Origin of the sequence: Marinitenerispora sediminis (assembly GCF_003336425.1) — a bacterium.
In the GTDB taxonomy this organism is placed as follows: Bacteria; Actinomycetota; Actinomycetes; order Streptosporangiales; family Streptosporangiaceae; genus Marinitenerispora; species Marinitenerispora sediminis.
The window spans coordinates 1-22745 of record NZ_QEIO01000091.1 but is presented as its reverse complement, the minus strand read 5'-3'; the positions used below and the strand labels follow the sequence as shown (position 1 = coordinate 22745).

The window sequence follows — 22745 nt, the reverse complement described above, 5'->3', positions numbered from 1 at the left end:
GGCCGGGGCCCCGGTGGCCGTGGTGGTGACCTGCCGGGACGCCACCGCGGCACGGGTGCGCTTCCCCACCGGCAGCGTCGCGATGCGGCTGGCGGAGTTCACCGACGACCAGATCGCCAACTGGGTCGGCACCTGGAACCGGGTCAACCTCAGCTACTTCGACCACCACGGCGTCCTGCCGCTGGACCGCGCGGTGCTCGCCCGGCACGCCGCGCTGGCCCGGCGGCCGCTGTCCCTGCTGCTGCTGGCGCTCTACGACAGCACCGGCAACGCGCTGCACCGGCTGTCGGCGCCGCTGCGGGAGAGCGTGTTGTACGAGCGGTGGCTGCGCCGGCTCGCCGACTCCGCCGACCGCGCTGACCCGGCGGCCACCGGTCGCCCGGCCGCGGCGGCGAGCGATCCGGCCGTGCGGACCGGCCGCATCGAGCAGGCGCTGCTCGCGGCGTCGGTGTTCGCGTTCTCCATGTTCAACCGGGGCGGCTGGCACGTCCCGGCGGAGCTGGTGGCCGCCGACCGCGACCAGCTCGTGCACTGGCCGGCGCACTACGCGCCGCCGCTGGACCCGGTGCGGCTGGGCTGCGTGGTGCCGGCCGAGGACGCCGCGGGCGGCGCACCGCCCGGCCGGCTCGCGTTCACCCATCCGGTCCTGGGCGAGTACCTGGTCGCGCGGCTGGTCGCGGAGGAGCTGGCCGGGCTGGCCGAGGCCCGGATGCGGGAGCTCCGCGCCATCCGGCCGTCGCCGCCCGACGACGCCTTCCTCTACGCGCTGCTGTCGTTCACGCCGCTGTCGGCGTCGGAGGAGGTCCCGCGGCTGCTCGCCGAACGGCTGCGGCTGCTCGCCCCGGACGTCCGCGACGAGCTGCGGCTGGTGCTCGCGGAGCTGCTGCGCGAGACGGACCGCGACGGTGCGCAGCGGCACTACGCCGACTACCGGCCGGTGCCGGCCTCGCGCGCCGCCCGGGACGCCGCCTACAGCGCGAACCTGATGCTCGCCCTGGTGGCGGTGCACGGCGACGCGGTGCCGCTGCGCGAGCTGTTCGGTACCGGCGCCGAGCAGCGGTGGCGGCGGTACGCGCACCTGTGGAAGTCGCAGCTGCCGCCCGAGCAGTGGGCGGCGCTGGTGCACGCGCTCGACGTGCGGCCCGGCCCCGAGGGCCTGACCGTGCACCCGGGCCGGTCGGCCGAGGCCGCGGTGTCCGGCGCGCGGGCCGCGGCCGGCGCGGGTCCCGCTCCCGCCGGGTGCCCCGTGCTCGGCGGCGGCCCCGAGGCGCCGCCGGGTGCGCAGACCGACCTCGGGCTGGTCGCCCGGGAGGCCGCGCTGCTGGCGGACCACGCGACGCAGCGGCTGCTGCACGCGGTGCAGCCGCTGGTCCGGGTGTTCGGCGGCGACGTCACCGCCCGCCGCGACGGCGCGCCCTCCGACGCGCACCTGCTGCTGACGCTCGCCTTCGGCTCCGGCGAGGCCGACGACCCCTCGCTCGTGGCCGCCTACGAGCGGGCCTTCGGGCTCGCCGAGGCGCTGGAGTCCGACGAGCGGCTGCGGTTCCACGTCTTCCTGCTCCGCCAGCTGCGCGGCCACACGCACCGGTTGGGTGCCCGGCTGGTGCCCCTGGTAGCCCGGCACGTCCGCCCGATCGGGGTCTCCCGGCGGGCACGCGCGGCGGTGCGTCGGCTCGCCGACGAGCACAACGAGCACGTGGCCGCGATCAAGGACATCCTCGCCGGGAGGTGGTGACGGCGGGCCACCCCGCCGCGCCCGGCTCCAGCCGTGCCAGCGGTCCGGGACCGGGCGGGCAGGCCGGGCGATGCCGCCGCCGGGGCGGCGGAACACGGCGGGGAGGATTCCTCCCGGGCCCGGAGTCACGAACGGACCGCAGCCGCACCGGCAGGTGCCCAGCGCAGCGGGCTTAGCGAGGGCCGGCCCCCGGGTGTCACAACGTCAGCTCTGCCACCGAGTGGGGAAGGCCGCCCGCGCCCCAGGTGGAACCCGCACGCTCGGCCAGCGGACGTTCGTCCCGCTCCAATAGCGGTCCGCCATCGCCCGAACGCGCACGCCGCCCGGTGACCGGGCGGGCAGGCCGGGCGACGGCGCCGCCGGGGCAGCGGAACACGGCGGGGGGATTCCTCCCGGGCCCGGAGTCACGAACGGACCGCAGCCGAACCCGCGGTGGCCCGCGAAGTGGCGCCTCGCGGAGCGCCGCCCCCGCCCCGGGCGCCGCAACGTCAATTCGGCCACCGGCCATGGGGGGAGGGTCGCCTCGCGTGCGGCGGGGCCCTCCCTCGCGCCCGGGTGCAACCGGCACGCTCGGCCGGCGGGACGGGTGCCCCACTCCGGTGGCGGTCCGCCCGGGGACAGTCCGCCTTTGTCCGAACGCGCACACTGCCGGGACCGGGTCGGCAGGCGGGAGGTGCCGCCGGGGCGGCGGAACAGGGCTGCGGGGATTCTCTTGGGCCCGGGGGCGCGGACAGGTAGCGGCCGAACCGGCAAGCGGCCCACGAGTCGGCGCCTCGCGAGGTGCTGGCTCCGCCCCGGGTACCGCAACGTCAGTCCGGCCACTGGCGGGGGCCGCCTCACCCCGCCCGCCGCCGCGCGTGCGGCGATCGCGCCCCTGGCGGGTCCGCTACCCGCGACCGGGTGCGCGGCGCGACGTCGCGGGGCCCCCGCGCCCGCGCGGAATCGGTTCCGCCGTGCTGCGCCCTGAGCCCTTCGGCCGGTCCTCCCTCGTGCCCGGGCGGAACCGGCACGCCCGGCAGACGTCCGCCCCGCTCCGGTGGCGGACCGCGCCCGCCCGGATGGCGGGGTGCGGGAGCGCCGGCCGCCCTCACCAGCACCGTTCCCACCACTCGGGGTCCTCCTCGGGCCCGGGCCCGTACGTCGCGGCGAGCACCCGGGCGTCGACGGCGTGCACGACGGCCGCCAGCTCGCGCCGCGCCCGTCGGGACAGCGCCCGCATGACGTCCGCCAGCCCCGCGCGGCCGCGGGGCGCGTCGTATTCGCAGCACTCGCAGCCGTAGTAGCCGTAGTAGTAAGGTCCGGTGCCGGCGCCGTGCCAGCGCCGACGGCACATCTCCGCCGCCTGGCGGCGCCACCAGGCCAGGTCGCGGGCCACCGCTCCAGGGCGGTCGCGCGCACGCTCCCAGCGCCGGATCTCGGCCAGGGTCGCGGCGGACACGCCGTCGAGGACGGAGAAGGCGGCCCGGCCGTTATGGCGCCGATGTGAGGGAAGGGCGGCCCGTACGGCCGCCGGCCGCCTACGCGGCATCGCCTCCGAGGGAGGCCCGGCGAATCACGGCGTTCGTCATACCGGCAGCCTGGCACACCCCCGCACCCGCGGTCGACACATGTGGCGGGGCTCACACCATCTCCCGTCGGCGAAGTGTCACATCCGGCCGGACTCCCCGGGTCTGCACTGGCGACGGTCCGCCCGGGGACGGGCGGCGAAAGGAGCGGTCATGTCACGAACGATCACGGTGGTCGGCGGCGGGCTCGCGGGGCTGGTGGCGGCCATCGCGTGCGCGGAGGCCGGTGCCCGGGTGGTGCTGCACGAGGCGCACTCGACACTGGGCGGACGGGGGCGGGCGACCCCGCCGCCCTACGTCGCGCACGAGGGCGCGCACGTCTTCTACGCGGACGGCGCGCACTGGACCTGGTTGGCGGAACGCGGCCTCGTGGGCCGGCTCGGCCTGCCGCCGGCGCGGGCGGCGCTGCGTGCCGGGTTCCGGCTGGACGGCCGGATGTCGCGCCGCCCGCCCGCGGGCTTCCTGCGGATGGTCCTGGACCGCAGGCGGTCGGCGCCGGTGGACCGCGACTTCCACGGGTGGGCGGCCGAGCGCTACGGCGAGGCCGCCGCCCGCGCAGCGGCGAACGCGATCGCCGTGGTGACCTACGACGCCGACACCGGACGGCTGTCCGCCGCGTTCGTGTGGGAGCTGCTCCGCCGGGTGTTCGCACCGCGGCCGCCCGCGGTGCGGTGGGTGGTCGGCGGCTGGGCCGCGCTGATCGGCCGGCTCGCCGACCGCGCCCGCGAACTCGGCGTGGGGATCGAGCTGGACTCCCGCGTCACGGAACCGCCCACCTCCCCCGCCATCGTGGCCACGGAGCTGTCCTCGGCACGCGCCCTGCTCGGGGACGCGTCACTGCGCTGGGAGAGCGGGCACTGCGTGATGCTGGATCTCGCGGTGCGCCGGGACGCGCGCGACTCCTTCATTCTGTTCGACATGGACGAGGGCGGTTTCCACGAGTGCTACTCCGCCCAGGATCCCACCGTCGCGCCGCGCGGTGAGTCGCTGTTCCAGCTCGACATGCCGGTGCGGGAGGGCGAGGGCGCGGCGCAGGCGCACCTCCGCCTGGAGCGCCTCACCGACATCGCCGTGCCCGGTTGGCGGGACCGGGTGACGTGGAGCCGGACCGCCACGGCGCGCGGCCGGACCGGCGCGATCGACCTGCCGGGGTTCACCTGGCGGGACCGTCCCGCGGTCGAGCGCGGCGACGGCGTCTTCCTGGCCGGCGACATGGTCGCGGCGCCCGGGATGCGCGGCGAGATCTCCATGAACAGCGCGCTGCGCGCGGCCGAGGGCGCCCTGAACGCGGTCGGCCTCAGCCGCGCCGCGGCGTGACGCCGGCCGGGCGGGCGCGCCGTCAGGGACCGCGCCCGCCCGGCCGGCACCAGGCGCGCTGGGCGTGCGGGGCGGGCCGCGCAGCGGGGTCTCGGCCCGCTCCGGCGGGTGGGGCGGCCGGTCAGCGGCCCGCGGCCAGCACCCGGCGCACCAGGTCCGGGACGACCTGCCCGATCGGCTCGGTCAGCACGGCGGCCGCCGCGTTGTCGTACGGGGTCGGCTGGGCGTTGACGACCACCAGGCGCGCGCCGCGCCTGAGCGCGACGTCGCACAGGCCCGCCACCGGGTGCACCGTCAGCGAGGTCCCCACAGCCACGAAGACGTCGGCCCGCTCCGCCGCGTCGACGGCCGCTTGGAGCACGTCCGCCTTCAGCCGCTGGCCGAAGGAGATGGTGTCCGCCTTCTGGATCCCGCCGCACCGCAGGCAGCTCGGGTCGGGCTCCTCGGTGAGGCGCCGCAGCACCTCGGGGGTGCGGGTGCGCAGCCCGCAGGACAGGCAGACGACCCAGTGGATGGTGCCGTGCACCTCGATGACGCGGCCGGTGTCCGTGCCGGCGCGCTGGTGCAGGCCGTCGATGTTCTGGGTGATGAGGGCGCCGAGCCGCCCGGCGCGGTCCAGGTCCGCGAGGGCGCGGTGCGCGGGGTTGGGCTCGGCGGTCCAGGCGGGATGCGAGCGGCGCATCCGCCATACCCGGCGCCGGACGTCGGCGTCGGCCAGGTAGGTGTCGATGTCGAACAGCGCCGCCGCGCCCGGATCGGTGGTCCAGACGCCCTGCGGGCCGCGGAAGTCGGGAATGCCTGACTCGGTGGAGACGCCTGCGCCGGTGAGCACGGCGACGCTGTCCGCCGCCGCCATCCACGCGGCGACGTCGACCAGGTTCGCTGCGGCGGGCATCCGCGACTCCCCACTCCCGCTGTCCGGTGCTGCGAGTCCATTCTGGCAGCCGCGCGGGCCCCGGCCGGATCTCCGGGTCCTCTCCCTTTCGTCCGCCCTGTCGCCAGATGTGGCTAGATTGTGAGCCGATCTCCGCGAAGTCGGTACCGGTCCGCATTCGCCGTTGTGCTGGTATTTTCCCGGCCCTGATCTGCCAGAAGCCCCGTTGCACCCCGGCGGGGTGGCGTTCAGAGCACGACAAAGAGTGTCAAAATCGACCTACTCATGAAACAGCAGCCCTACATCCTCGTCGTGAACGGGACCAAGGTGGTCCGTCCCGTTTTCGTGCTGGGCGCACCGCACTCGGGTATCGACGTGATCGCCCAAGCGCTGCGCCGCACCCCCGGCCTGTACCTGACGTCCGGGCACCCCGGCGTGCTGCACGCCGTGTACGCGTTCGCCCGCCGTCCCTCCATCGCGGAGGGACGCGAGTCCGGCACCGCGAGCCTGCTGCGCGACGCGTTCGCCGAGGCGTGGCAGCTCACCCCGCACACGTGCCCGCGCTGCCCCGACCAGCGCGTTCCCGCGCGGGAGGCGGCCCAACCCTGTCGGCACGCCGGCGAGATGAACCGGTTCGGCGATGCCGGGCCGGACCTGCTGTACAGCGCGGCCGCGATCGGCGCCGCGTTCGAGGACGCGCTCTTCGTGCAGGTCATCCGGGACGGCCGGGACGTGGTCGCGGAGATGCTGGCCGACGAGCGGTCCACCGCCTGGCTGCGGCCGGGGATGGCCGGCGGCGAGCTCGAGGTGCCGAACCCGTTCTTCGGCATCGAGACGGAGCAGGAGCGGGATGAGTACAAGAGCCTGTCCCTGACCACCCGCTGCGCCATGCGCTGGCGCAGCGCGGTGCGGTTGTCGGCCCGGCTGCGCGCGACGCTCGGGCCGGAGCGGCTGATGACGCTGCGCTACGAGGAGCTGTTCGGCGGCGAGGTGCGGACGGCCGAGCGGCTCTCCTCGTTCACCGGCACGCGGGTGTCCGCCGTCGAACTGGTCCGGGACGAGCCACCGGGGATCGGGGCGTGGCGCAAGCGGCTCTCCTCCGAGCAGCGGTCGGAGCTGCACGCCGTGGCGCAGACGGAGCTCACGCGGCTGGGGTACAGCTGAGGCAGCGGCCCGCGCGGGCCGATCCGCGGGCCGGCGGACGCTGCCCGGGAGCCGGCGGCGCCGCCTCGCGGGCGGCCGCCCGGAACGTTTCCCGCGTGCTCGGCCCTGGTTCGTCTCGCCGGGACCGCGCCGCCCGGCGCGGGCACCGCCACGGGACCGGCCGCTCCTGGCACCCCTGTCCGCGAGGACACCGGCGCCGGAGGCGCGGAGGCTCACCGGCGGATCAGGTGCCCCGGCGCGTTCGCGGACACCCCGCTGCCCGGCGACCCCGGGGAACGCTGGAAGGGCCGGCCCGGGCGCGCCCCCTGGCTCGGCCCCGGGCGCGGGCGGGGAGCGGACAATGAATGCCGCCGGCGCGCCGCCTCCCGCAGCTGCCCGCGCGCCAGGCACCCGGCGGACTCCCCGAAGCGGGTGGGAGCATCGGGCCGCCGTGAAAACCCGCTCGACCTCTGATTATCAATTGCGATAACCTGCGGAGCGGGTACGGACCGCCCGCGGGTGATCTCCGTGGCCGACGCGACCGCAGCCGGACGCGCGCCGCCGCCCCCGCGTCGGGGCGGCCCGGTCGCCGAGAGGTCCGGTCGCGGAGAGGTCCCTCCCGTACGCGCCCGGCGGAAGACCCGCCCGGCGCCACTCACCCCAGCCGAGCCACGGCAGCGGCGCATCCCGCGCCGCCGCCGAGCGCGGCCGCACCAGCACCGCACACGGAAGGTCGAGCAGCATGGATGTCACCGTCGCCACCTCCTCGGGGAAAGTGCGAGGGCGCGAGGACGGCGGAGTGGCCGCCTTCCTCGGGGTGCCCTACGCCGCGCCGCCGTTCGGTCCCGGCCGGATGCGCGCCCCGCGTCCCGCCGAGCCCTGGTCCGGCGTGCGCGACGCCCGCTCCCCCGGTCCGAGCGCGCCGCAGCCCGGCTACACGCCCGCGATGGCCGACCTGCTCGCCCCGGCGCCGCCGTCCGGCGAGGACTGCCTCAACCTCAACGTCTGGACGCCGGCTCCCGGCCGGACCGGCGGACGGCTCCCCGTCATGGTGTGGATCCACGGCGGCGCCTTCCGCAACGGCGCGGGGGCCGTGCCGACCTACGACGGCACCCGGCTCGCCGCCGACGGTGTCGTGTGCGTCACCATCAACTACCGACTCGGCCCCGAGGGCTTCCTCCTGCTGCCCGACGGGACCGCCAACCTCGGGCTGCTGGACCAGATCGCCGCCCTGGAGTGGGTGCAGGCCAACATCGCCGCGTTCGGCGGCGACCCCGCTAACGTCACCGTGTTCGGCGAGTCCGCCGGTGCCATCTCCATCGCCGCGCTGATGGCCATGCCGCGCGCCCGGGGCCTGTTCCGCCGCGCCATCGCACAGAGCGGCGCGGGCCACCACACCCATCCCGAGGAGATCGCCCGGCGCCTCACCCGCCGCCTCGCCGAACTCGCGGGGGTCGAGCCGACCTCGGAGGCGCTGGCGTCCGCCGCGCCGGAACGCCTCATAGCCGCCGACACCGCCCTGCGGGCGGAGATGGCCCGGGCGAGTGATCCGGGCGAGTGGGGCGAGTCCACCGGCGGCGGGACCAGCGTGCTCCCGGTGGTGGACGGCGCGACGCTGCCCGCCCGCCCCGTCGACGCGATCGCCGCCGGCGCGGGCCGCGACGTCGACCTGCTCACCGGGACCAACAGCGACGAGTTCCGGTTCTTCCTCGTCCCCACGGGGATGGCTCCGCACGTCACGGAGGAGGCGGTAGCCGGCCTCATGGCCGCATACGGGCTGGACCCGGCGGCGGCGTTGGAGGTCTACCGCGCCGCCCTTCCCGGTGCGACGCCCGGCGACCTGCTGGCCGCCGTCCTCACGGACCACGCCTACCGCATCCCGGCCGTCCGGCTCGCCGAAGCCCGGTCGGCGCAGGGGGCGGCGACCTACGTCTACGAGTTCACCCGGGCCACCCCGGTCCGGGACGGACTCCTCGGCGCCTGCCACACCGCGGAGATCGGCTTCGTGTTCGGCACGCTGACCGATCCCGTTCTGGGGGAGGACGCTCCCGCCGAGCTGTCCGCCCGCATGCGGGCGGCCTGGACGTCGTTCGCCCGCGACGGCCACCCCGGCGCGGCGGGCGGCGTAGAGTGGCCCGCCTACGGGGACGAGCGCGTGGTCATGCTGATCGGGGCGCAGGCGTCGGCGCCGGCGGCGGACCCGGGCGGAGATCGGCGGCGGCTCTTCGAGGGCGTCCGCTAGACCGTTGCCGGAGTCGGGGCGCTGGTCGGGGCCGCAGTCGGCCAGCGACCGCCGGTCCGGCCTCCGATCAGCCGGGCGCGCCTGCCTGCGGGGCCCCGCCTGGGGCCGCTCGCGGTGGGCGCGTCCCGCGGTCCTCCACCGGTCGCGTGGCGGTCCGCACCCGGCCGGTCGTGCGACGTCCAGACGAGCACGCGACCCCGCGCCGAAACCGGCCCGGGAGACGCCACCAACCGACTCCGGCTCGCTGTGGCGGGCGGCGCCACGCCCTCCGCACCGGCCGCGGCTACCAGAGGGGCAGCCGTCCGGACAGACGAAACGTGCGCTCCGAAGGGTCTCAACGGTGGCGTGCCCGCCGCCCGCCGGGGGCGGCCGACGCTCCCGGCCCTACCGCTCCCCGGTGCCCGACGGCTCGGTGTACATGACGGTGGCCAGGCTGCGGCGAATCCGCGGCCCGTCGGGGGTGCCGCTCCGCAGCTCCGCGATGAGCCGGTTCACGCCCGCCAGGAGGATCCTGAGCTCGGAGTCGGTGGCTTCGAAGGCGGTGTGCGCGAAGCTGACCTCTCCCGGCCCCGGGGCGTCGAGCCGCGCGTCGACGTTGGCCGCGACGTCGGCGAGGAAGGCGGCGAACAGCGCGCGCCGCTCGTCGGCGGTGAGCCGGGCGAAGGACTCCTGGGAGATGAGTCCGCGGCCGGAGGCGAGGGCGTAGCGGCGCTCGACGCCACCGGGGACCGGCCGCTCGCGCACCACCCGGAGCACGCCGCCCTCGTGCAGCGCGCGGACGTGCCGGTACAGGCTCGCGGGCGGGATCTCGGGCAGCAGGCGGCGCAGGTCGTTGGGAGTGTGCTCGCCGTCCCCGAGGAACGCCTTCAGGATCCGCACGCGCACGGGATGGGTGACCAGCGCGGTCACGTCGGTTTCCTTCGCCGCCATGCAGGTCACCGTAGGCGATGGCGGCAGGCCCGGCAATCGGCGCGGGACGCGCGGACCCGGCGGCGTCGGGGAGCGGAACCGGCGCCCTCGCGTTCCCGCCCGGGCGTGCGCCGGCCATGGCGCTCGGTGCACGCCCGGGCGGTCGGCGCCGGGCCCCGCTCCCCGCAGCGGGTCAGAACTCGCGGTAGGGCAGGAACTTGCCGTTCAGCGTGATCCGGACGCGGTCCCCGGCCGGGTCCGGCACCCGTTCGAGGTCCATCTCGAAGTCGATGGCGCTCATGATCCCGTCCCCGAACTCCTCGCGGACGAGCTCGCTGATCGCCCCGCCGTAGACCTGGACGATCTCCTCCAGCCGGTGGACCAGCGGCTCGCTGGTGTCGACCCCGGCGGCGCCGCGAACCGGCGGCAGCTGGAGGGCGTCCACCGTGATGTCGTCGAGGCCGAGCAGCTTGCCCACGCGCTCGGCCTGCTCCCGGCCGACCGTGTGCTTGCCGAGCAGGGCCGCCGTGGTCCAGACCCTCGACCGCCCCAGCTCGTCGGCGATCTGCTGCCAGGTGAGGTTCTTGCGCCTCTTGGCCTCGACGACCGCCCGCGCCGCTTCGGGCCGGCCGATCGGGTCCAGGGGAACGATGGACACGCGTACCTCCAGTGCAGTGGCGAACGCCGGAGTGGACCGGCTCTCCTCCTCCGAATGTAGGAAGTCGCCGCGGGCCCGAACAGGTCCGCCGCAACGCTGAGAGCTGATTCCTCCGAGAGCGGACAGCGCACCGGGCGGCGGCCCGCGCCGCTGCCGGGTTCAGTCGGCGCGCACGGGGCCGTCGGCCGCCAGCTCCCGCAGGGTCTCCGCGAACCCGGACCAGGCGAGCTCGGTGTCGGGCGTGCGCTCGTGCGGCGCGCGGAACCAGCCGACATAGGTCGCCACGTCCTCCAGCGCCCAGCGGAGCCGGTACAGCTCCAGAGCCGCCGGATCCGGTCGGCGGCCGGCGGCGTCGGCGTAGCGCTCGAGGTCCGCCGAGTCCGCCGCGACCAGCCACAGGTCGCGTTCGGGGACGGCCAGGCCCACCGTGTCCCAGTCGACGAGCAGGAGCCGGCCGCCCGACCGCAGCAGGTTGCCCGCGTGCGGCTCGCCGTGGGTGACCACGCGCTCGCCGCGGCGGGCGCCCGCCTGGGCGACCAGCTCGTCGAACGCGTCCAGCCGGACGCGCAGGGCGGCCGCGTGCCCGGCCACCAGCGCTCGCGCGGGCTCCGCGAACGCCCCGCCCCGCCACGGCCGGTCCGCCTCCGCGAGGGCGCGCTCCAGCGTGGCGCGCGCGGACAGCTGCGGCTCCTGGGACGGCGTCGAGGCGGGCGGCGTCCGCCGGTGCAGGTCGGCGAGTATGTCGATGACGGCCGCGCGGTCGTCCGGCGTGAGCTCCCCGCCGAAGTCGCCGGCCGCGCCGTCCACGAACGGGAAGACGCTGACGGCGTACCGCTCCCCGGCGGGACGGACCGTCTCCCCGCCCGCGTCGCGGAGCGGGGCGAGCACGAACTCCAGCCCCTCCCGCTCCCGTAGGGCGGCGGCGGTGTCCATGGCGGCGCGCAGACCGCGCCGCGCCGCCTCCGGGCTGGCCCCGCAGTGCTCCTTGTGCTCCAGGTCGCCGGCGGTGACGAACCACCGCCGCCCGCTGCCGTCGAGGGCGCTCCAGTGGTGGTCGCCGAAGCCGACCGGGACGTAGGTCAGCGCGGTCGGCTCGATCTCCCACCACCGCAGGGCCCGTCGCAGCGCGGGCTCGTCGAGGTCGTCGGGGCGGTGCCGCATCCAAGCTCCTCGTGGGTCCGTCGGCGTCGGACGGGAGCACCGCGGCCCGGCCGACGCGGTCACGCACGGTCACCCCCCGGATCGGGGAGCCTACCGCCGCGCCGATGACACGCGAAAGCGGTTTCTGGCCGGTCCGCCGCGGCGGATCTGGCGGGGTGCCAGGCGGCTTCCGGAGGTTTTCCACAACCTGGCGGGGAGGCGGCGGCGGATCCGGCACCGGGCATACGATGACCGCATGGGAGCACTAGGAATCAGTGAGCTGATCGCGTTCGCGGTCATCATGTCGGTCCCGGTCAGCCTGGTCGCCGGGGGCGTCGTGTACGTCGTGCGGCTCGCCCGCAGAGGCCCCGAGGCGACGCTCCGGGCGGCGGTGCGGCGGCGCTAGCCCGCCTGAGAGTACTGGGCGGCCGAGCCTGCGGAGCGGGGCGGCCGGCAGCGGTGCGAAAGCTCAGCCGCCCCCGCGCCGGCTCCCCGCGCCCGCTCGGCCCCGGACCGGCGCTGTCCCGGTTCCCCGGCCGCGGCGTCCGTGCCCCACCGCACCGGGCCCGCGCCGGCGACCACCGCCGCCATGGCGGCGGACCCCGGCCAGGCGGCTCCCGGCGCCCGTGCCCGCACCTCCGCACCGAGGCCCCCGCTGGGGTCCGGCTCCACCGGCCGCATGCCGGTAGGGCCGGCGCGTGCGACAACGGGCGCGGTGGTTGCCGCGTGTTCTCGCGGGTCTGGCATGCCGAGCGCTCCCGTGACGGCACGGCGTGACAGCACGGCCGCCGCGCTCGCGCACCACCGCGTCCCACCTCGGCGCCCGATCCGCGCGGGCACGGCCAGGGTGGGCGGCCTCCGCCCCTGTTCACCCGGGTGACCGCTCGATGTGCCCGGCGGTCACGCCGCCGACGCACAGGGCGGCCAGAATGACGCGTCGGTCGACGACGAGGTGAGGTGGCTGGTGAAACCGTCCGCGGTGGAGCACGGTCCGCGTTGGTCGGCGTGGTGCGGCCACGCCGCGTTCGCGCTCGGGGTGCTGTACGCCGCGGTCAGCGCCTACTGGGCGCTCGGCGGGACGCTGGGCCTGGCCACGCTCGGCGGTGAACTGGAGGCCATGGCACGGGCGGGTGACCCGTTCGTCCTCATGGTGGGCTGGGTGGCCACGGCGCTCAAACTCGTCGCGGCGGTGCTCGGCCTGGCCGTCGTGCGACCGTGGGGCCGGCGCCTTCCCCGGTGGGCGCTGCTCACGGGCGCCTACGGCGCGGCGGCTGTCCTCACCGTGTACGGCGGTGGGTTCGTGGTCGGCCAGTCACTGGTGCTGGCGGGCGTCATCGGCGTCCGGGCGGACATCGACTGGACGCCGTTCGCCTGGCACCTGTTCCTGTGGGATCCGTGGTTCCTGGTCTGGGGCCTGCTACTGGGCGCCGCCACCTGGAGCTTCGCCCGCCGGCGACGGCGGCGCCGTCAGACCGCGCCGAAGACGTCGGGGTCCGGGCCGAAGCGCTTTCCGGCGTCCAGCGCGCTCAGCGCCTCGACGTCGGCGGCCGACAGCTCGAAGTCGAAGACGTCGAAGTTCGACCGGATGCGTTCCGGCGTCACCGACTTCGGGATGACGACGTTGCCGAGCTGCAGGTGCCAGCGCAGGATGACCTGGGCCGCGGTCTTGCCGTAGGACTCGGCGATCTCGCCGATGGCCGGGTCGGTGAGCAGGTGGCCCTGCCCGAGGGGGCTCCACGCCTCGGTGGCGATGCCGTGCTCGGCGTGGAAGGCCCGCAGCTCCGCCTGGACGAGGTTGGGGTGCAGCTCGATCTGGTTGATCGCGGGCACAACGCTGCCCTCGTCCAGCACCCGGCGCAGGTGCGGGATCTGGAAGTTCGACAGGCCGATCGCGCGGACCCGGCCGTCGGCGTACAACCGCTCGAACGCCTTCCAGGTGTCGATGTAGGTGTCGCGGGCCGGCAGCGGCCAGTGGATCAGGTACAGGTCGAGCTGCTCTAGGCCGAGCCGCTCCAACGTCGCGTCGAAGGCCCGCAGCGTGCTGTCGTAGCCCTGGTCGCTGTTCCACAGCTTCGACGTGACGAACAGGTCGTCCCGGGCCACCCCGGACTGCCGGATCGCCTCACCGACGCCCTGCTCGTTGCCGTAGACCGCGGCGGTGTCGATGCTCCGGTACCCCGCCTCGATGGCGAGGCGCACCGGCTCCACCACCTCGGAGTTGTCCACCTGCCACACCCCGAACCCGAGCTGCGGAATACGCACGCCGTTGTTGAGGGTGACATCGGGAACCGTAGTCATGGGCGTCTCCACGTCGTTGGTTTCTGGATATTCACCGGCAACCATGCCCGACGACCCGACATTCCGTCACATTGCGCGGTGTGAAGACCGCCACGGCCGCCCCCGGGCGCCAGGTCACCCGAGAGGCGGCGCGGAGACGGGCTTGAGCCCCTCGAAGATCCGGTTGAACGACTCCGCGCCATGGCCGTCGGCGACCTGGCGGTCGATCAGGGCCTTGACCGGAGCGATGGCGTCCAGGCCGACCCCGGCGTCCCGGCTGGCGCGGACGATGGCGTCGACCGCCGCCTTGTTGAAGTCCAGGCTCTGGACGTCGGTCGTGTAGTCACCGGTGTCGACGGCCGTGGTGCCGAACGGAATGGTCTGCGCCATGGCCGTAAGCCAGGGCACCGCCCGCTCCGCGAACTCGGCGGCGGGCACGCCCGCGGACCGCATCATGGCCGCACCGTGCGAGAACCCGGCGAACATGAGGTACATCCCGGCCAGCAGCGCGAAGTCGTACAGCGAGGCCAGGCCGGCATCCTCACCGAAGTAGTCGGCCGATCCGAGCAGCCGCAACGCCGGCCCGTGTTCGTCGAAGACCGTCCGCGATCCGCTGTACAGCAGGGAGGCCGGCGGCTGTCCGATCATGTCCGGCGTGGCCATGATCCCGCCGTCCAGGTAGTCGATGCCGTGGCCCTTCGCCCAGGCGGCGAGTTCCCTGGCCTCGTCCGGCGTGGTGCTGGTCAGATTGACGACCGCCCGCCCCTCCAGCGCGCCGGCCACCGGATCGAGGGCCTCGTGGACGGACCTGTGGTCCAGCAGGCAGACGACGACCAGGCGACTCGCCCGGACCGCCTCGCCGATCGTCGCCGCGGCCGCGGCTCCGGCGGCGACGAGTTCGCCGTCCTTACCGGGGGTGCGGTTCCACACCGTGGTGGGGTGGCCGCCCCCCAGGAACTCACGGGTGAACGCCCGACCCATCGCGCCGAGACCGAGAACCGTGATCGGGGACCGCGGCAGTTCCGCCATCGTGCGACTCCTCCGCATTCAAAAAGCGACATGTTCAGCAAGCGACTTGATAGTCGCCCCTTTACCGCAGACCCGGCAAGTACCTACAATTTTGTGAGGTACCTACCTTGAGGTAAGCAAGGGAACGGTGAGACACCATGGCGAGCGGCCACAGAACGGGCCCCTATTTGTGCGGTATCGACGCCGCGATGGACGTGGTCGGCGGCAAGTGGAAGGCGCTCATCCTCTGGGAGCTCCACAACCACGGCGTCCGCCGCTTCGGCGAACTCAGACGCGGCCTGCCCGGAGTGTCCGAGAAGGTGCTCATCCAGCAGCTCCGCGAGCTGGAGGAGGACGACATCGTCCACCGCGAGGTCTACCGCGAGGTCCCCCCGAAGGTGGAGTACTCCCTGACCGAGCACGGCACCGCCCTGAACGCCGCCCTGGAGCCCCTGGCCCTGTGGGGCGCCCGCCGCTCCGAACGCATCGGCGCCGAACTCATCCCGCACTGACCCAGCCCCAAAAACCCGTCCCGGGCGCCCTGCGGGATGCGATAGAGTTGGACCCGTTCGCGGGGACGGAGCAGAAACCGCAGGACAACGGGACGTAGCGCAGTTTGGCAGCGCACTTGACTGGGGGTCAAGGGGTCGTGGGTTCAAATCCCGCCGTCCCGACAGGAAGTGGGCGTTCACCCAGGTGAACGCCCACTTGGTCGTTGCTGAGGATGGGCCGCAGGAACCGCCGTTGCACATATGTTGCACATGGGTCCGGCGGCACGGAGGAAGCTTTCGCCATCACGCGGCGAGCGCGACAGCCTCCAACCGCTTCTCGTCCAGCCGCGCCGCCACCTCATCCAAGCGGTTCGGGAACAGATGCCCGTAGATGTCCAGCGTCATAGTCGCGCTGGAGTGGCCCAACATCTCCTGAAGCACCTTCACGTCCGCGCCCGCAGCTATGGACAGCGACGCCGCTGTGTGACGCAGCTTGTGCGGCGTCAGACCAAGCCCGTCCAGGCCAGCCGCGGCCACAGCAGGGTTGAACTCCCGCGAACGCCAGTTCGCCGCGCGAAGGGCCTTCCCTCGCTTGGTCGTGAACACCAGGTCGTTCTCCGGGCGGCCCTCGATGAGCGGCTTCAACTCAACCGCCAACGACGCGGGAATCGCGACCGTCCGCGACTTCCCGTTCTTCGGCGGCTGCTCGATCAACTCTCCCTTGACCTCAGCGAAAGCCACCACCACACGGACGGTCAGCTTCCGGAGGTCCACCCGCTTGACTCGCAGCGCTACAGCCTCGTTCCACCGGAGCCCCGAATACGCCAGCAGAAGAATGAGAGCCCGGTTGATATGGGCGCCCGCAGTCGTCTGGTTGTACTTCGTGCGCAGCCGCGCCGCAGCGTTTGCCAGGTTCTCCACTTGTTCATACGTGAGGTAGCAGTGCTCCACCTCACTGGCCTTGGGGAGCGGCACATCTTTCGCCGGATTGCTAGCGATTCGTCGCGGGACGCAACCTTGGAGGATCATCGACAGCACGCGGTGACAGTGTCGGGTCTGCGACGCCCCGAGGTTCGCACCTCCTTCGGCGCGGGGCTTCTGGAGCCATGCGACCCACGTCGCGATGTCGTCGTTGTGGATCGCGGATACCGGGAGGTCCCCCCAACGAGGGAGTACGTGGTTGTCGAGGAGCCCGCGGTACTTCCACCATGTCGTCTTCTTCAGGTCCGAGCGGGCGTCCAGCCACTTCTCCGCGATGTCACGCAATTTGGCTTTGGCGTCGTCGGGGTCGCGGTAGGTGTTGTCGAACAGGCTGCTTTCAATCTCAAGCTGCCACTTCTCCGCCTTGGTCTTCTGCTGGAACACGCCCCCACTCTTCTGTTGACCTGCGGGATCGTAGTAGCGAACGATCCACCGTCCCGGTGGCGTCCGCTTGGCGGCCTTGGCCTTCTTGACGGCCTCCCGGTACGCCTTGTCCCTGGTGCGGTCGTACACCCATGCTCTCGGCACGAGGAGCTACTTTCTGTCATGCTGCCCTGGAGCAGTACGGTCCTTTTCGAACGGCGTTGCATCGAAGTCCCGCATCCACACGACAGCGTCATCAACCGACTGGTACGGCGGTATCCCGTAAGGTCGTGCGTGAAGGTGGAAATCCGTGAGCTGTTTCCTCAGCTCCTCGGGATCGCGGGACGCACCCAGCGGCCACTGCCCGTCCATCCAACGCCAGGCGTCGTGTGCCGGAACCTGTCCCGCGCCGGTCACCTCGGTGTGACCTTCAGCAGTGGGGGGGAGAAGGAGCGCGGAGGGCGTGACACCTAGCGTCTGGGCTAGTGCCACGAGATCGTCCGCGTCCACTCGCCGCCGCCCGGCCTCGATTCGCGTGATCGCTCCTGCGATCGTGGGCCGGCCGACCTCGGTGAGGCGACGGGCCAGCTCTGTCGTGGACAACCCTCGAAGGCGACGGAATCGGCGAACATTCGCCGCTACCTGCTGCCCGGTAGGGCCAAGCTCGTTCATCCGGCGGCTCTTCGGCGTTTCAGGCATGGTGGCAGTGTCCCACTAGGCGATCAACTTGTACCCCTCCTTACGCGCTGCTGCTTACCGGTACCTAGTCTTACCATCCTCCACTATCATTTTGATAGAGAACTCTTCCAAAAAGAGCGAGGTTCATACGTGCATCACCTCACCCCCAAGGAACTCGCGGACCGCTGGCAGATCGGTGTGCAGACACTCGCCAACATGAGGTCGCGCGGAGACGGTCCCGCCTGGATCAAGTGCGGCCGGCTGGTGCGCTACCGGCTGGAGGACGTCATCGCACACGAAAACGCACACATGCAAGGACGCAACGCCGCGTAGAAGACCGATGCCCCGGGGGCGACGCCTCACCGTCGCCCCCGGGGCCGTCCGGACACCTGAGAACGCAGGAGCCGAACCATGACCGATCGTATCGCCGTTCTTTTCGGAGCGGCCTCGTCCATACCGCCATCCGCGCTCGCCGTCGCCGCCCTGGCCGCCGTCGCCGTCCTCCTCGGCGTCCTGCGCACAGTCGCCGCCGCCACCAACTGGCTGCGCGGCCAGGGAACGGACCGCCGCGCGAACCTACTCGAAAACCTGCTCGTCGGCTGGTTCGTCGCCGTCGTCGCCGGCCTCATCATGCAGGGACTCACCGACTTCGCCCGCCACGACATGGGCCTCACCGGGCCGTGGCCCTACCTGCTGTTCTGCGCGTTCGACGGCATGGCCGCACTGTTCGCCGTCGCCTCCTACCGGTGGTCCCAGCAGGGCGCGTCCCCGCTGTTCCCCCGCGCGATGGTCGTCGCCATCATGGCCGCCTCGGCGTGGTTCCAGTGGGAGCACGCCGCCGGGCGGAGCCTCGCCGCAAGGGTGGCGTGGGCGGTGCTGCCGCTGATCGCGGCCGTGCTGTGGGAGTTCGTCCTCGTCCAGCGGCGCCGCGCCTGGAAGATCCGCCAGGCCCCGTCCGTCGAGGCGATCCCCCGCGCCCGCTGGCTCCTCGCCCCGCTCCAGTCCATGATGATGAAGCGCCGCATGGTCCTCTGGGGCATCACCTCCTACCACGACGCGGTGGAGCTGCACGTCACCCGCGTCGAAGCCATCCGCCGCCTCCGCCGCCACTTCGGGATACTCTGGGCGTGGCGCGTCCCGGCCGACGTCGCCTACCAGCTCCGCGCCGGCGTCCGCATCCCCGAAGCCGCCGCCCGCATCGACGGCATCATCGCCGCAGCGGACCGCCAGCTCGTCCTCGACGTGGGCGACGTGTTCGCCGACCTCGCGCCGCTCGCGATCCGTCCGGGCGAGGTCGCGCAGCCCCGCCACGTCCGCGTCCCCGTCACACCGCCACCCGCCGACGAGCCGTATCCGCAGGTTCTCCCGGCCCTCTACTCCCCTGCCCGTGAACCGGCCGCCGGGGCCGGCCTCCCGCCGGAACGGGACCCGGCCGTGTTCAAGCGCGCCGTCGAGGACTACCGCCTGACCGTCGCTCTCGGCGCCGAGCTGCCGTCCGAACGACGGCTGTGCGCGAAGTACGGGGTGCCCGCGACGAACCGGCGGTGGGCACGAAAGATCATCGAGGCGGCCACCGCGGTTGTGCCCACCCCCAGATGACGCCAGCGCGGCTTAGCGAAATCTCTCTGCCGCCCCTCCGAAGGTCAGCAGCGTTGGCCGACGTCGGCCGAATCCGGGGACACGCCGCCCACAACCACCTACCGTGGAGCCGTCACCGCGCGATCACGGGAGGTCATGTGGGCAAGCACGATGACAAGTCACAATGGGACGGCCACAAACCCGACGCTCCGCCCCCGCCGCCCACTCCCGACAGCGGCGGAAGCGGCGGCGGGCGGCACGAACGGGACGACGACGACAAGTGAGCGGCCCCGAAGCTGATCGGCTCCAGGCCGCCCTCCTCGCCGAGCTTGCGGACGGCGGCCACCTCATCGAAGAGTGGTGTCCCGCCTTCGCCGCCGCGCGCCGCCATGAGTTCATCCCCGACACCGTGTGGGCCCAGGAGGACGGCCGGCCCCGTCTCCTGTCCCGCGCCGAGTCCCCCAGCGAATGGCTGCGCGCCTGCTACACCGATCAGCCCGTCGCGGTGCAGCTCGATGACGGCGACGAGTCTGGCCGCGGATACGTGTCGTCGTCGGCGTCGATGCCGTCCATCGTCGCCGACATGCTCACCGCCCTCGACGCGGAACCCGGGATGCGGGTGCTGGAAATCGGCACCGGCACCGGGTGGAACGCCGCCCTGCTCGCCGCCCGCCTCGGGGCCGAGCACCTCACCACGATCGAAGTCGACCCCGGCCTGGCCGAGCAAGCACGCGACGCCCTGAAGCGAACAGGGTTCGGCGGAGTGACCGTGGTGACCGGAGACGGCGCCGCCGGCCACCCCGAGCAGGCACCGTATGACCGGGTGCTGTCCACCGCGGCGGTGCAGCGGGTGCCCATCGCGTGGGTGAAGCAGGCCCGGCCCGGCGGCAGGATCATCACCCCGTGGGGCACCGCATTCCACAACGGGACCCTCGCCCACCTCACGGTGCACCAGGACGGGACGGCGTCCGGGCACTTCGGCGGAGACGTCGGGTTCATGTGGATGCGCGAACAGCGCACCCCCCACGGCGCCGTCGAGGACCGGATACGGCCCGAACACCACTTCACCGAGACGACGACCGACCTCCACCCGTTCCACGTCCTAGCCGACTTCGACGCCTCGTTCACCATCGGCGTCCGCGTCCCCGCTGTGAAGTCCACACTCGTGTATGACGGCGACATCCCCGGCAACACGTCGTACACCGTCTACCTCATGGCACCGGACTCGGGCTCGTGGGCGTCCTGGCGCATCACCCCTGACACCACCGGCCGCTACCGGGTACGGCAGCACGGCCCACGGCAGCTCTTCGCCGAACTCGCCGCCGCCTACGAGTGGTGGGAGACCGCGGGCCGGCCGAGTCATGACCGGTTCGGGCTGACCGCCACGTCGAGAGATCAACAGCAGATTTGGCTGGACCAGCCGGAGAACGTGATCGGAGAGCCGCCACCTGTCCCGCTTCTGGATCCGTCCCAGCCGAGGAGCGGATGATCCCGGAAGGCCCCTGACACATGAAGGAGGCCCTGCCTATCCTGGGGTTGCGACGCTCCAGGAAGGCAGGGCCTTATGACATCTCATGGTACCCCGGACCCTTCGGACGAAGAGCTGACTTTCGGGCAGCGTCTCAAGATCCTTCGCACTCGGCGTGGCATGTCGCGGGACGTGCTCGGGGGCCTCGTCGGCAAGTCCGGCTCGTGGGTGAAAGCGGTCGAGGTCGGACGACTCGACATGCCGAAGCTTCACATTCTCGTGCGGCTGGCTGAGGCACTGCGGGTCCGTGACCTCTCGCACCTCACCGGGGAGCAATCCATGCAGGTCGACATGTTCACGGGGCCTGGCCACGCCCGTCTGCCCGCCGTGCGGGCGGCACTGAACTCCTCGCCGGGTCTCACCGACCACGCCGCGCCGCCAGTACCGCACCTTCGCGCCCGCCTCGACCAGGCGTGGATCGCCCGGCACTCTTCGCGCAACCACCGGGACGTCCTCGGCCAGTTGCTGCCCGGCCTGATCACCGACGCCCAACTTGCCGCCTACCAGGCCGAGGACCGGACACAGCGGCGCGCGGCCCAGGCCGTGCTCGCCGAGGTGTACGCGCTCGCGCAGTTCTTCATCGCGTACCAGCCGGCGGCTGATCTGCTGTGGCGGGTAGCCGAGCGGGGAATGGTCGCCGCGCAGGACTCCGGGGACGTCCATGCGATTGGGGTGGCGTCGTGGCTGATGGCCCAGGCGCATCGGGATGCCGGGGACTGGGACGCCGCGGACGTGGTGACCAGCGAGACGCTGGACGCTCTGCGGCCCCATGTGGACGCGGGTCAGGTCGCCCCGTTCGCGATCTGGGGAGCGCTGCACTTCGAGGCGGGGTGCACGGCGGCCCGCCGCGGTGAGTCTGGAGTTGCTTGGAACTGGTGGGATCGGGCCGAAAAGATCGCCGAGCGGCTGCCGAACATGTACTACCACCCCGTCACCTCGTTCTCCCAGGCCATCATGGGGGCGCACGCCACCACGGTCGCGGTCGAACTGCGCGCCGGTGGCGAGAGCGTCCGCCAGGCCGAACGGGCGACGAACAGCGTGATCCCGTCCCGGCCGCGGCGAGCCCGCCACCGGATCGAGCAGGCCCGCGCTTACTACTTGGACGGCCAGTACCGCGAAGCGCTGGCCGTGCTCGACAACGCGCATGATGCGGCGCCAGAGACGATCGCCTACAACGGCTACGCGCGAAGAATGCTCCTCGAAGAACTCGACTCCCGCGACGCTTCCCGACGCACCACCGCGAGCATCGTGGCGACGAAGGTCGGGCTGCTCGCGGCGTGACGACGAGGGGGCACATTCTGTGCCCTCCCCCTGACATGCCGCGATCTACCGTCAGGGCATGGCGACGACATACACGTGGCCGGTCCCCCGCATACCTGAGCAATCTGCGGCCAGCCGGCATCGGAGGTTCCTGCCCGACCAGCGTCCGGCCGCGGATCCGTCCCGCATCCCGGACTACGCCGAGTTCGCCTCGATGGCGCTGCGGCACGGCGCCCGGTGGGAGATTACCTACCGGACCGGGGACGCGGCCCCGTACAGGGCGCGGCACCGGGCCGTGGAGATCTCGCTGGCCTCGGACGACCTCCACGCGCTCGACTGCGCCCTGGCTGCGTTCGAGCCGCCGCCGAGTGCCCGGCCCTACGTGCTGTGCCGGCAGGCCGCCGCGTGACCGCCGAGATCCCCGAGCCCGAGGTGTCGGAGCAGGACGCGTTCGACCGGCTGGTCGAAGCGCTCACCGCCGTCGGGTACGTCGCCGACGCCGACCGGGACATGCAGCTCATCTCCGCCGGGATCTACACCGACCTCCAGGACAGCGAGCCCACCCTGCTGGGGAGCGTGCTGATCCAGATGGCCCACTGGGGGCCGCAGCGCCGGGCCTGGATGATCTGGATGCCGCCCCTGCACCCGGGCCAGGAACCCCGGAACGGCTGGTGGATGCCGATCGGGCCGATCGAGCATGAGGCCCGTGGCGCCGTGGAGGTCGCCGACTCCGTCATCTCCCTGCTGCCGGGGGTCAACCGCCGCCCGCGTGTGAAGTGGTGGCCGAGACCTGGGATCGGAGTCGAGCCGATCGACGGCGAGTAGACGGCCGCGCCCGCGACGTAAGGGGGTCGCGGGCGCGGCCACGGGAGGGTTCTTCCCCAGCCCGATGCCCTCCCGCGCGGCCCGTCCTGGCCGTCATGGCTCCAGCCGGGACGGGCCGCCCACGAACGCCGGACCGCCTGTGGTCCGGCCGCCGGTGCCCAACGCCCAACCCC

20 protein-coding genes, 1 tRNA gene and 2 pseudogenes are annotated in these 22745 nt (G+C 73.3%); 14 read left to right on the top strand and 9 right to left on the bottom strand.

The genetic code is table 11. The features are described from left to right. Window positions 1–1735 (top strand): annotated as a pseudogene (locus tag DEF28_RS27605) (AAA family ATPase); the annotation flags it as partial. Window positions 1736–2822: 1087 nt separating this feature from the next. Here the strand turns inward: DEF28_RS27605 and DEF28_RS17480 are convergent. Further along, entirely contained in the window at window positions 2823–3173 is a 351-nt protein-coding gene (locus DEF28_RS17480; protein WP_114398361.1) for a hypothetical protein, read from the bottom strand. A 280-nt stretch (window positions 3174–3453) separates the two neighbouring features. On the opposite strand from DEF28_RS17480, the gene DEF28_RS17475 reads away from it, so the two are divergent. Next, window positions 3454–4617, top strand: a complete 1164-nt coding sequence (locus DEF28_RS17475; protein ID WP_114398360.1) for an NAD(P)/FAD-dependent oxidoreductase — start codon at window positions 3454–3456, stop codon at window positions 4615–4617. Between the two features lie 121 nt (window positions 4618–4738). Here the strand turns inward: DEF28_RS17475 and DEF28_RS17470 are convergent, their stop codons facing one another. After that, window positions 4739–5512, bottom strand: coding sequence for an SIR2 family NAD-dependent protein deacylase (locus tag DEF28_RS17470; protein ID WP_114398359.1), 774 nt, complete (start codon window positions 5510–5512; stop codon window positions 4739–4741). Between the two features lie 264 nt (window positions 5513–5776). Between DEF28_RS17470 and DEF28_RS17465 the strand changes: the two genes are divergently transcribed. Both DEF28_RS17465 and DEF28_RS17460 read left to right on the top strand, forming a co-directional pair. Beyond that, the gene (locus DEF28_RS17465) at window positions 5777–6655 is read left to right on the top strand and encodes a sulfotransferase (protein WP_114398358.1); all 879 of its coding nucleotides are present in this window, start codon (window positions 5777–5779) and stop codon (window positions 6653–6655) included. Window positions 6656–7376: 721 nt separating this feature from the next. After that, window positions 7377–8876 carry a carboxylesterase/lipase family protein gene (locus DEF28_RS17460; RefSeq protein WP_114398357.1) on the top strand — a complete coding sequence of 500 codons (1500 nt, stop codon included), beginning with the start codon at window positions 7377–7379 and terminating at the stop codon, window positions 8874–8876. 384 nt (window positions 8877–9260) lie between these two features. Here DEF28_RS17460 and DEF28_RS17455 read toward each other — a convergent pair whose 3' ends face one another. The 3 genes from DEF28_RS17455 to DEF28_RS17445 form a co-directional block, all read right to left on the bottom strand. Beyond that, window positions 9261–9806 carry a helix-turn-helix domain-containing protein gene (locus DEF28_RS17455; RefSeq protein WP_114398356.1) on the bottom strand — a complete coding sequence of 182 codons (546 nt, stop codon included), beginning with the start codon at window positions 9804–9806 and terminating at the stop codon, window positions 9261–9263. 172 nt (window positions 9807–9978) lie between these two features. Continuing rightward, window positions 9979–10443, bottom strand: a complete 465-nt coding sequence (gene cynS, locus DEF28_RS17450) for a cyanase (RefSeq protein ID WP_199493357.1) — start codon at window positions 10441–10443, stop codon at window positions 9979–9981. Between the two features lie 159 nt (window positions 10444–10602). After that, window positions 10603–11604 (bottom strand): aminoglycoside phosphotransferase/kinase family protein, encoded by a 1002-nt coding sequence (locus DEF28_RS17445; protein WP_181874323.1) that lies wholly within the window; start codon window positions 11602–11604, stop codon window positions 10603–10605. Between the two features lie 235 nt (window positions 11605–11839). On the opposite strand from DEF28_RS17445, the gene DEF28_RS28115 reads away from it, so the two are divergent. Both DEF28_RS28115 and DEF28_RS28495 read left to right on the top strand, forming a co-directional pair. After that, window positions 11840–11989: a hypothetical protein gene (locus DEF28_RS28115; RefSeq protein WP_181874322.1), complete on the top strand. Its 150-nt coding sequence runs from the start codon at window positions 11840–11842 to the stop codon at window positions 11987–11989. A gap of 483 nt (window positions 11990–12472) precedes the next feature. Further along, window positions 12473–12991, top strand: a pseudogene (locus DEF28_RS28495) (DUF3995 domain-containing protein); the annotation flags it as partial. Between the two features lie 59 nt (window positions 12992–13050). On the opposite strand, the gene DEF28_RS17435 reads toward DEF28_RS28495, so the two are convergent. Together DEF28_RS17435 and DEF28_RS17430 are read right to left on the bottom strand one after the other, a co-directional pair. Next, complete coding sequence (locus tag DEF28_RS17435; protein WP_114398355.1) at window positions 13051–13881, bottom strand: aldo/keto reductase; 831 nt, start codon at window positions 13879–13881, stop codon at window positions 13051–13053. 114 nt (window positions 13882–13995) lie between these two features. Then, window positions 13996–14889, bottom strand: a complete 894-nt coding sequence (locus DEF28_RS17430; RefSeq protein WP_114398354.1) for an NAD(P)-dependent oxidoreductase — start codon at window positions 14887–14889, stop codon at window positions 13996–13998. A 137-nt stretch (window positions 14890–15026) separates the two neighbouring features. Here DEF28_RS17430 and DEF28_RS17425 point away from each other — a divergent pair, with 137 nt between their 5' ends. Continuing rightward, on the top strand, window positions 15027–15380 hold the full coding sequence (locus DEF28_RS17425) for a winged helix-turn-helix transcriptional regulator (protein WP_114398353.1): 354 nt from the start codon (window positions 15027–15029) through the stop codon (window positions 15378–15380). Window positions 15381–15468: 88 nt separating this feature from the next. Beyond that, window positions 15469–15542 (top strand) — tRNA-Pro (locus tag DEF28_RS17420). 120 nt (window positions 15543–15662) lie between these two features. Here DEF28_RS17420 and DEF28_RS17415 read toward each other — a convergent pair. Continuing rightward, on the bottom strand, window positions 15663–16853 hold the full coding sequence (locus DEF28_RS17415; protein ID WP_233515370.1) for a tyrosine-type recombinase/integrase: 1191 nt from the start codon (window positions 16851–16853) through the stop codon (window positions 15663–15665). A gap of 21 nt (window positions 16854–16874) precedes the next feature. Then, window positions 16875–17375, bottom strand: a complete 501-nt coding sequence (locus DEF28_RS17410; protein WP_233515371.1) for a helix-turn-helix domain-containing protein — start codon at window positions 17373–17375, stop codon at window positions 16875–16877. A gap of 156 nt (window positions 17376–17531) precedes the next feature. On the opposite strand from DEF28_RS17410, the gene DEF28_RS17405 reads away from it, so the two are divergent. The 6 genes from DEF28_RS17405 to DEF28_RS17375 all read left to right on the top strand — a co-directional run bounded on the left by DEF28_RS17405 (window position 17532) and on the right by DEF28_RS17375 (window position 22572). Next, complete coding sequence (locus DEF28_RS17405; RefSeq protein ID WP_114398350.1) at window positions 17532–17714, top strand: helix-turn-helix transcriptional regulator; 183 nt, start codon at window positions 17532–17534, stop codon at window positions 17712–17714. A gap of 78 nt (window positions 17715–17792) precedes the next feature. Continuing rightward, window positions 17793–18980, top strand: a complete 1188-nt coding sequence (locus DEF28_RS17400) for a DUF2637 domain-containing protein (protein WP_114398349.1) — start codon at window positions 17793–17795, stop codon at window positions 18978–18980. Window positions 18981–19239: 259 nt separating this feature from the next. Beyond that, window positions 19240–20448 carry a methyltransferase domain-containing protein gene (locus DEF28_RS17390; RefSeq protein WP_233515369.1) on the top strand — a complete coding sequence of 403 codons (1209 nt, stop codon included), beginning with the start codon at window positions 19240–19242 and terminating at the stop codon, window positions 20446–20448. Between the two features lie 75 nt (window positions 20449–20523). After that, a complete protein-coding gene (locus tag DEF28_RS17385) occupies window positions 20524–21768 on the top strand; it encodes a helix-turn-helix domain-containing protein (RefSeq protein ID WP_114398346.1) in 1245 nt (414 codons plus the stop codon). Between the two features lie 58 nt (window positions 21769–21826). After that, a complete protein-coding gene (locus DEF28_RS17380; RefSeq protein ID WP_114398345.1) occupies window positions 21827–22156 on the top strand; it encodes a hypothetical protein in 330 nt (109 codons plus the stop codon). Next, on the top strand, window positions 22153–22572 hold the full coding sequence (locus DEF28_RS17375) for a hypothetical protein (RefSeq protein ID WP_147280482.1): 420 nt from the start codon (window positions 22153–22155) through the stop codon (window positions 22570–22572). Before DEF28_RS17380 ends, DEF28_RS17375 begins: the two co-directional genes overlap by 4 nt. Window positions 22573–22745 lie beyond the last annotated feature (173 nt).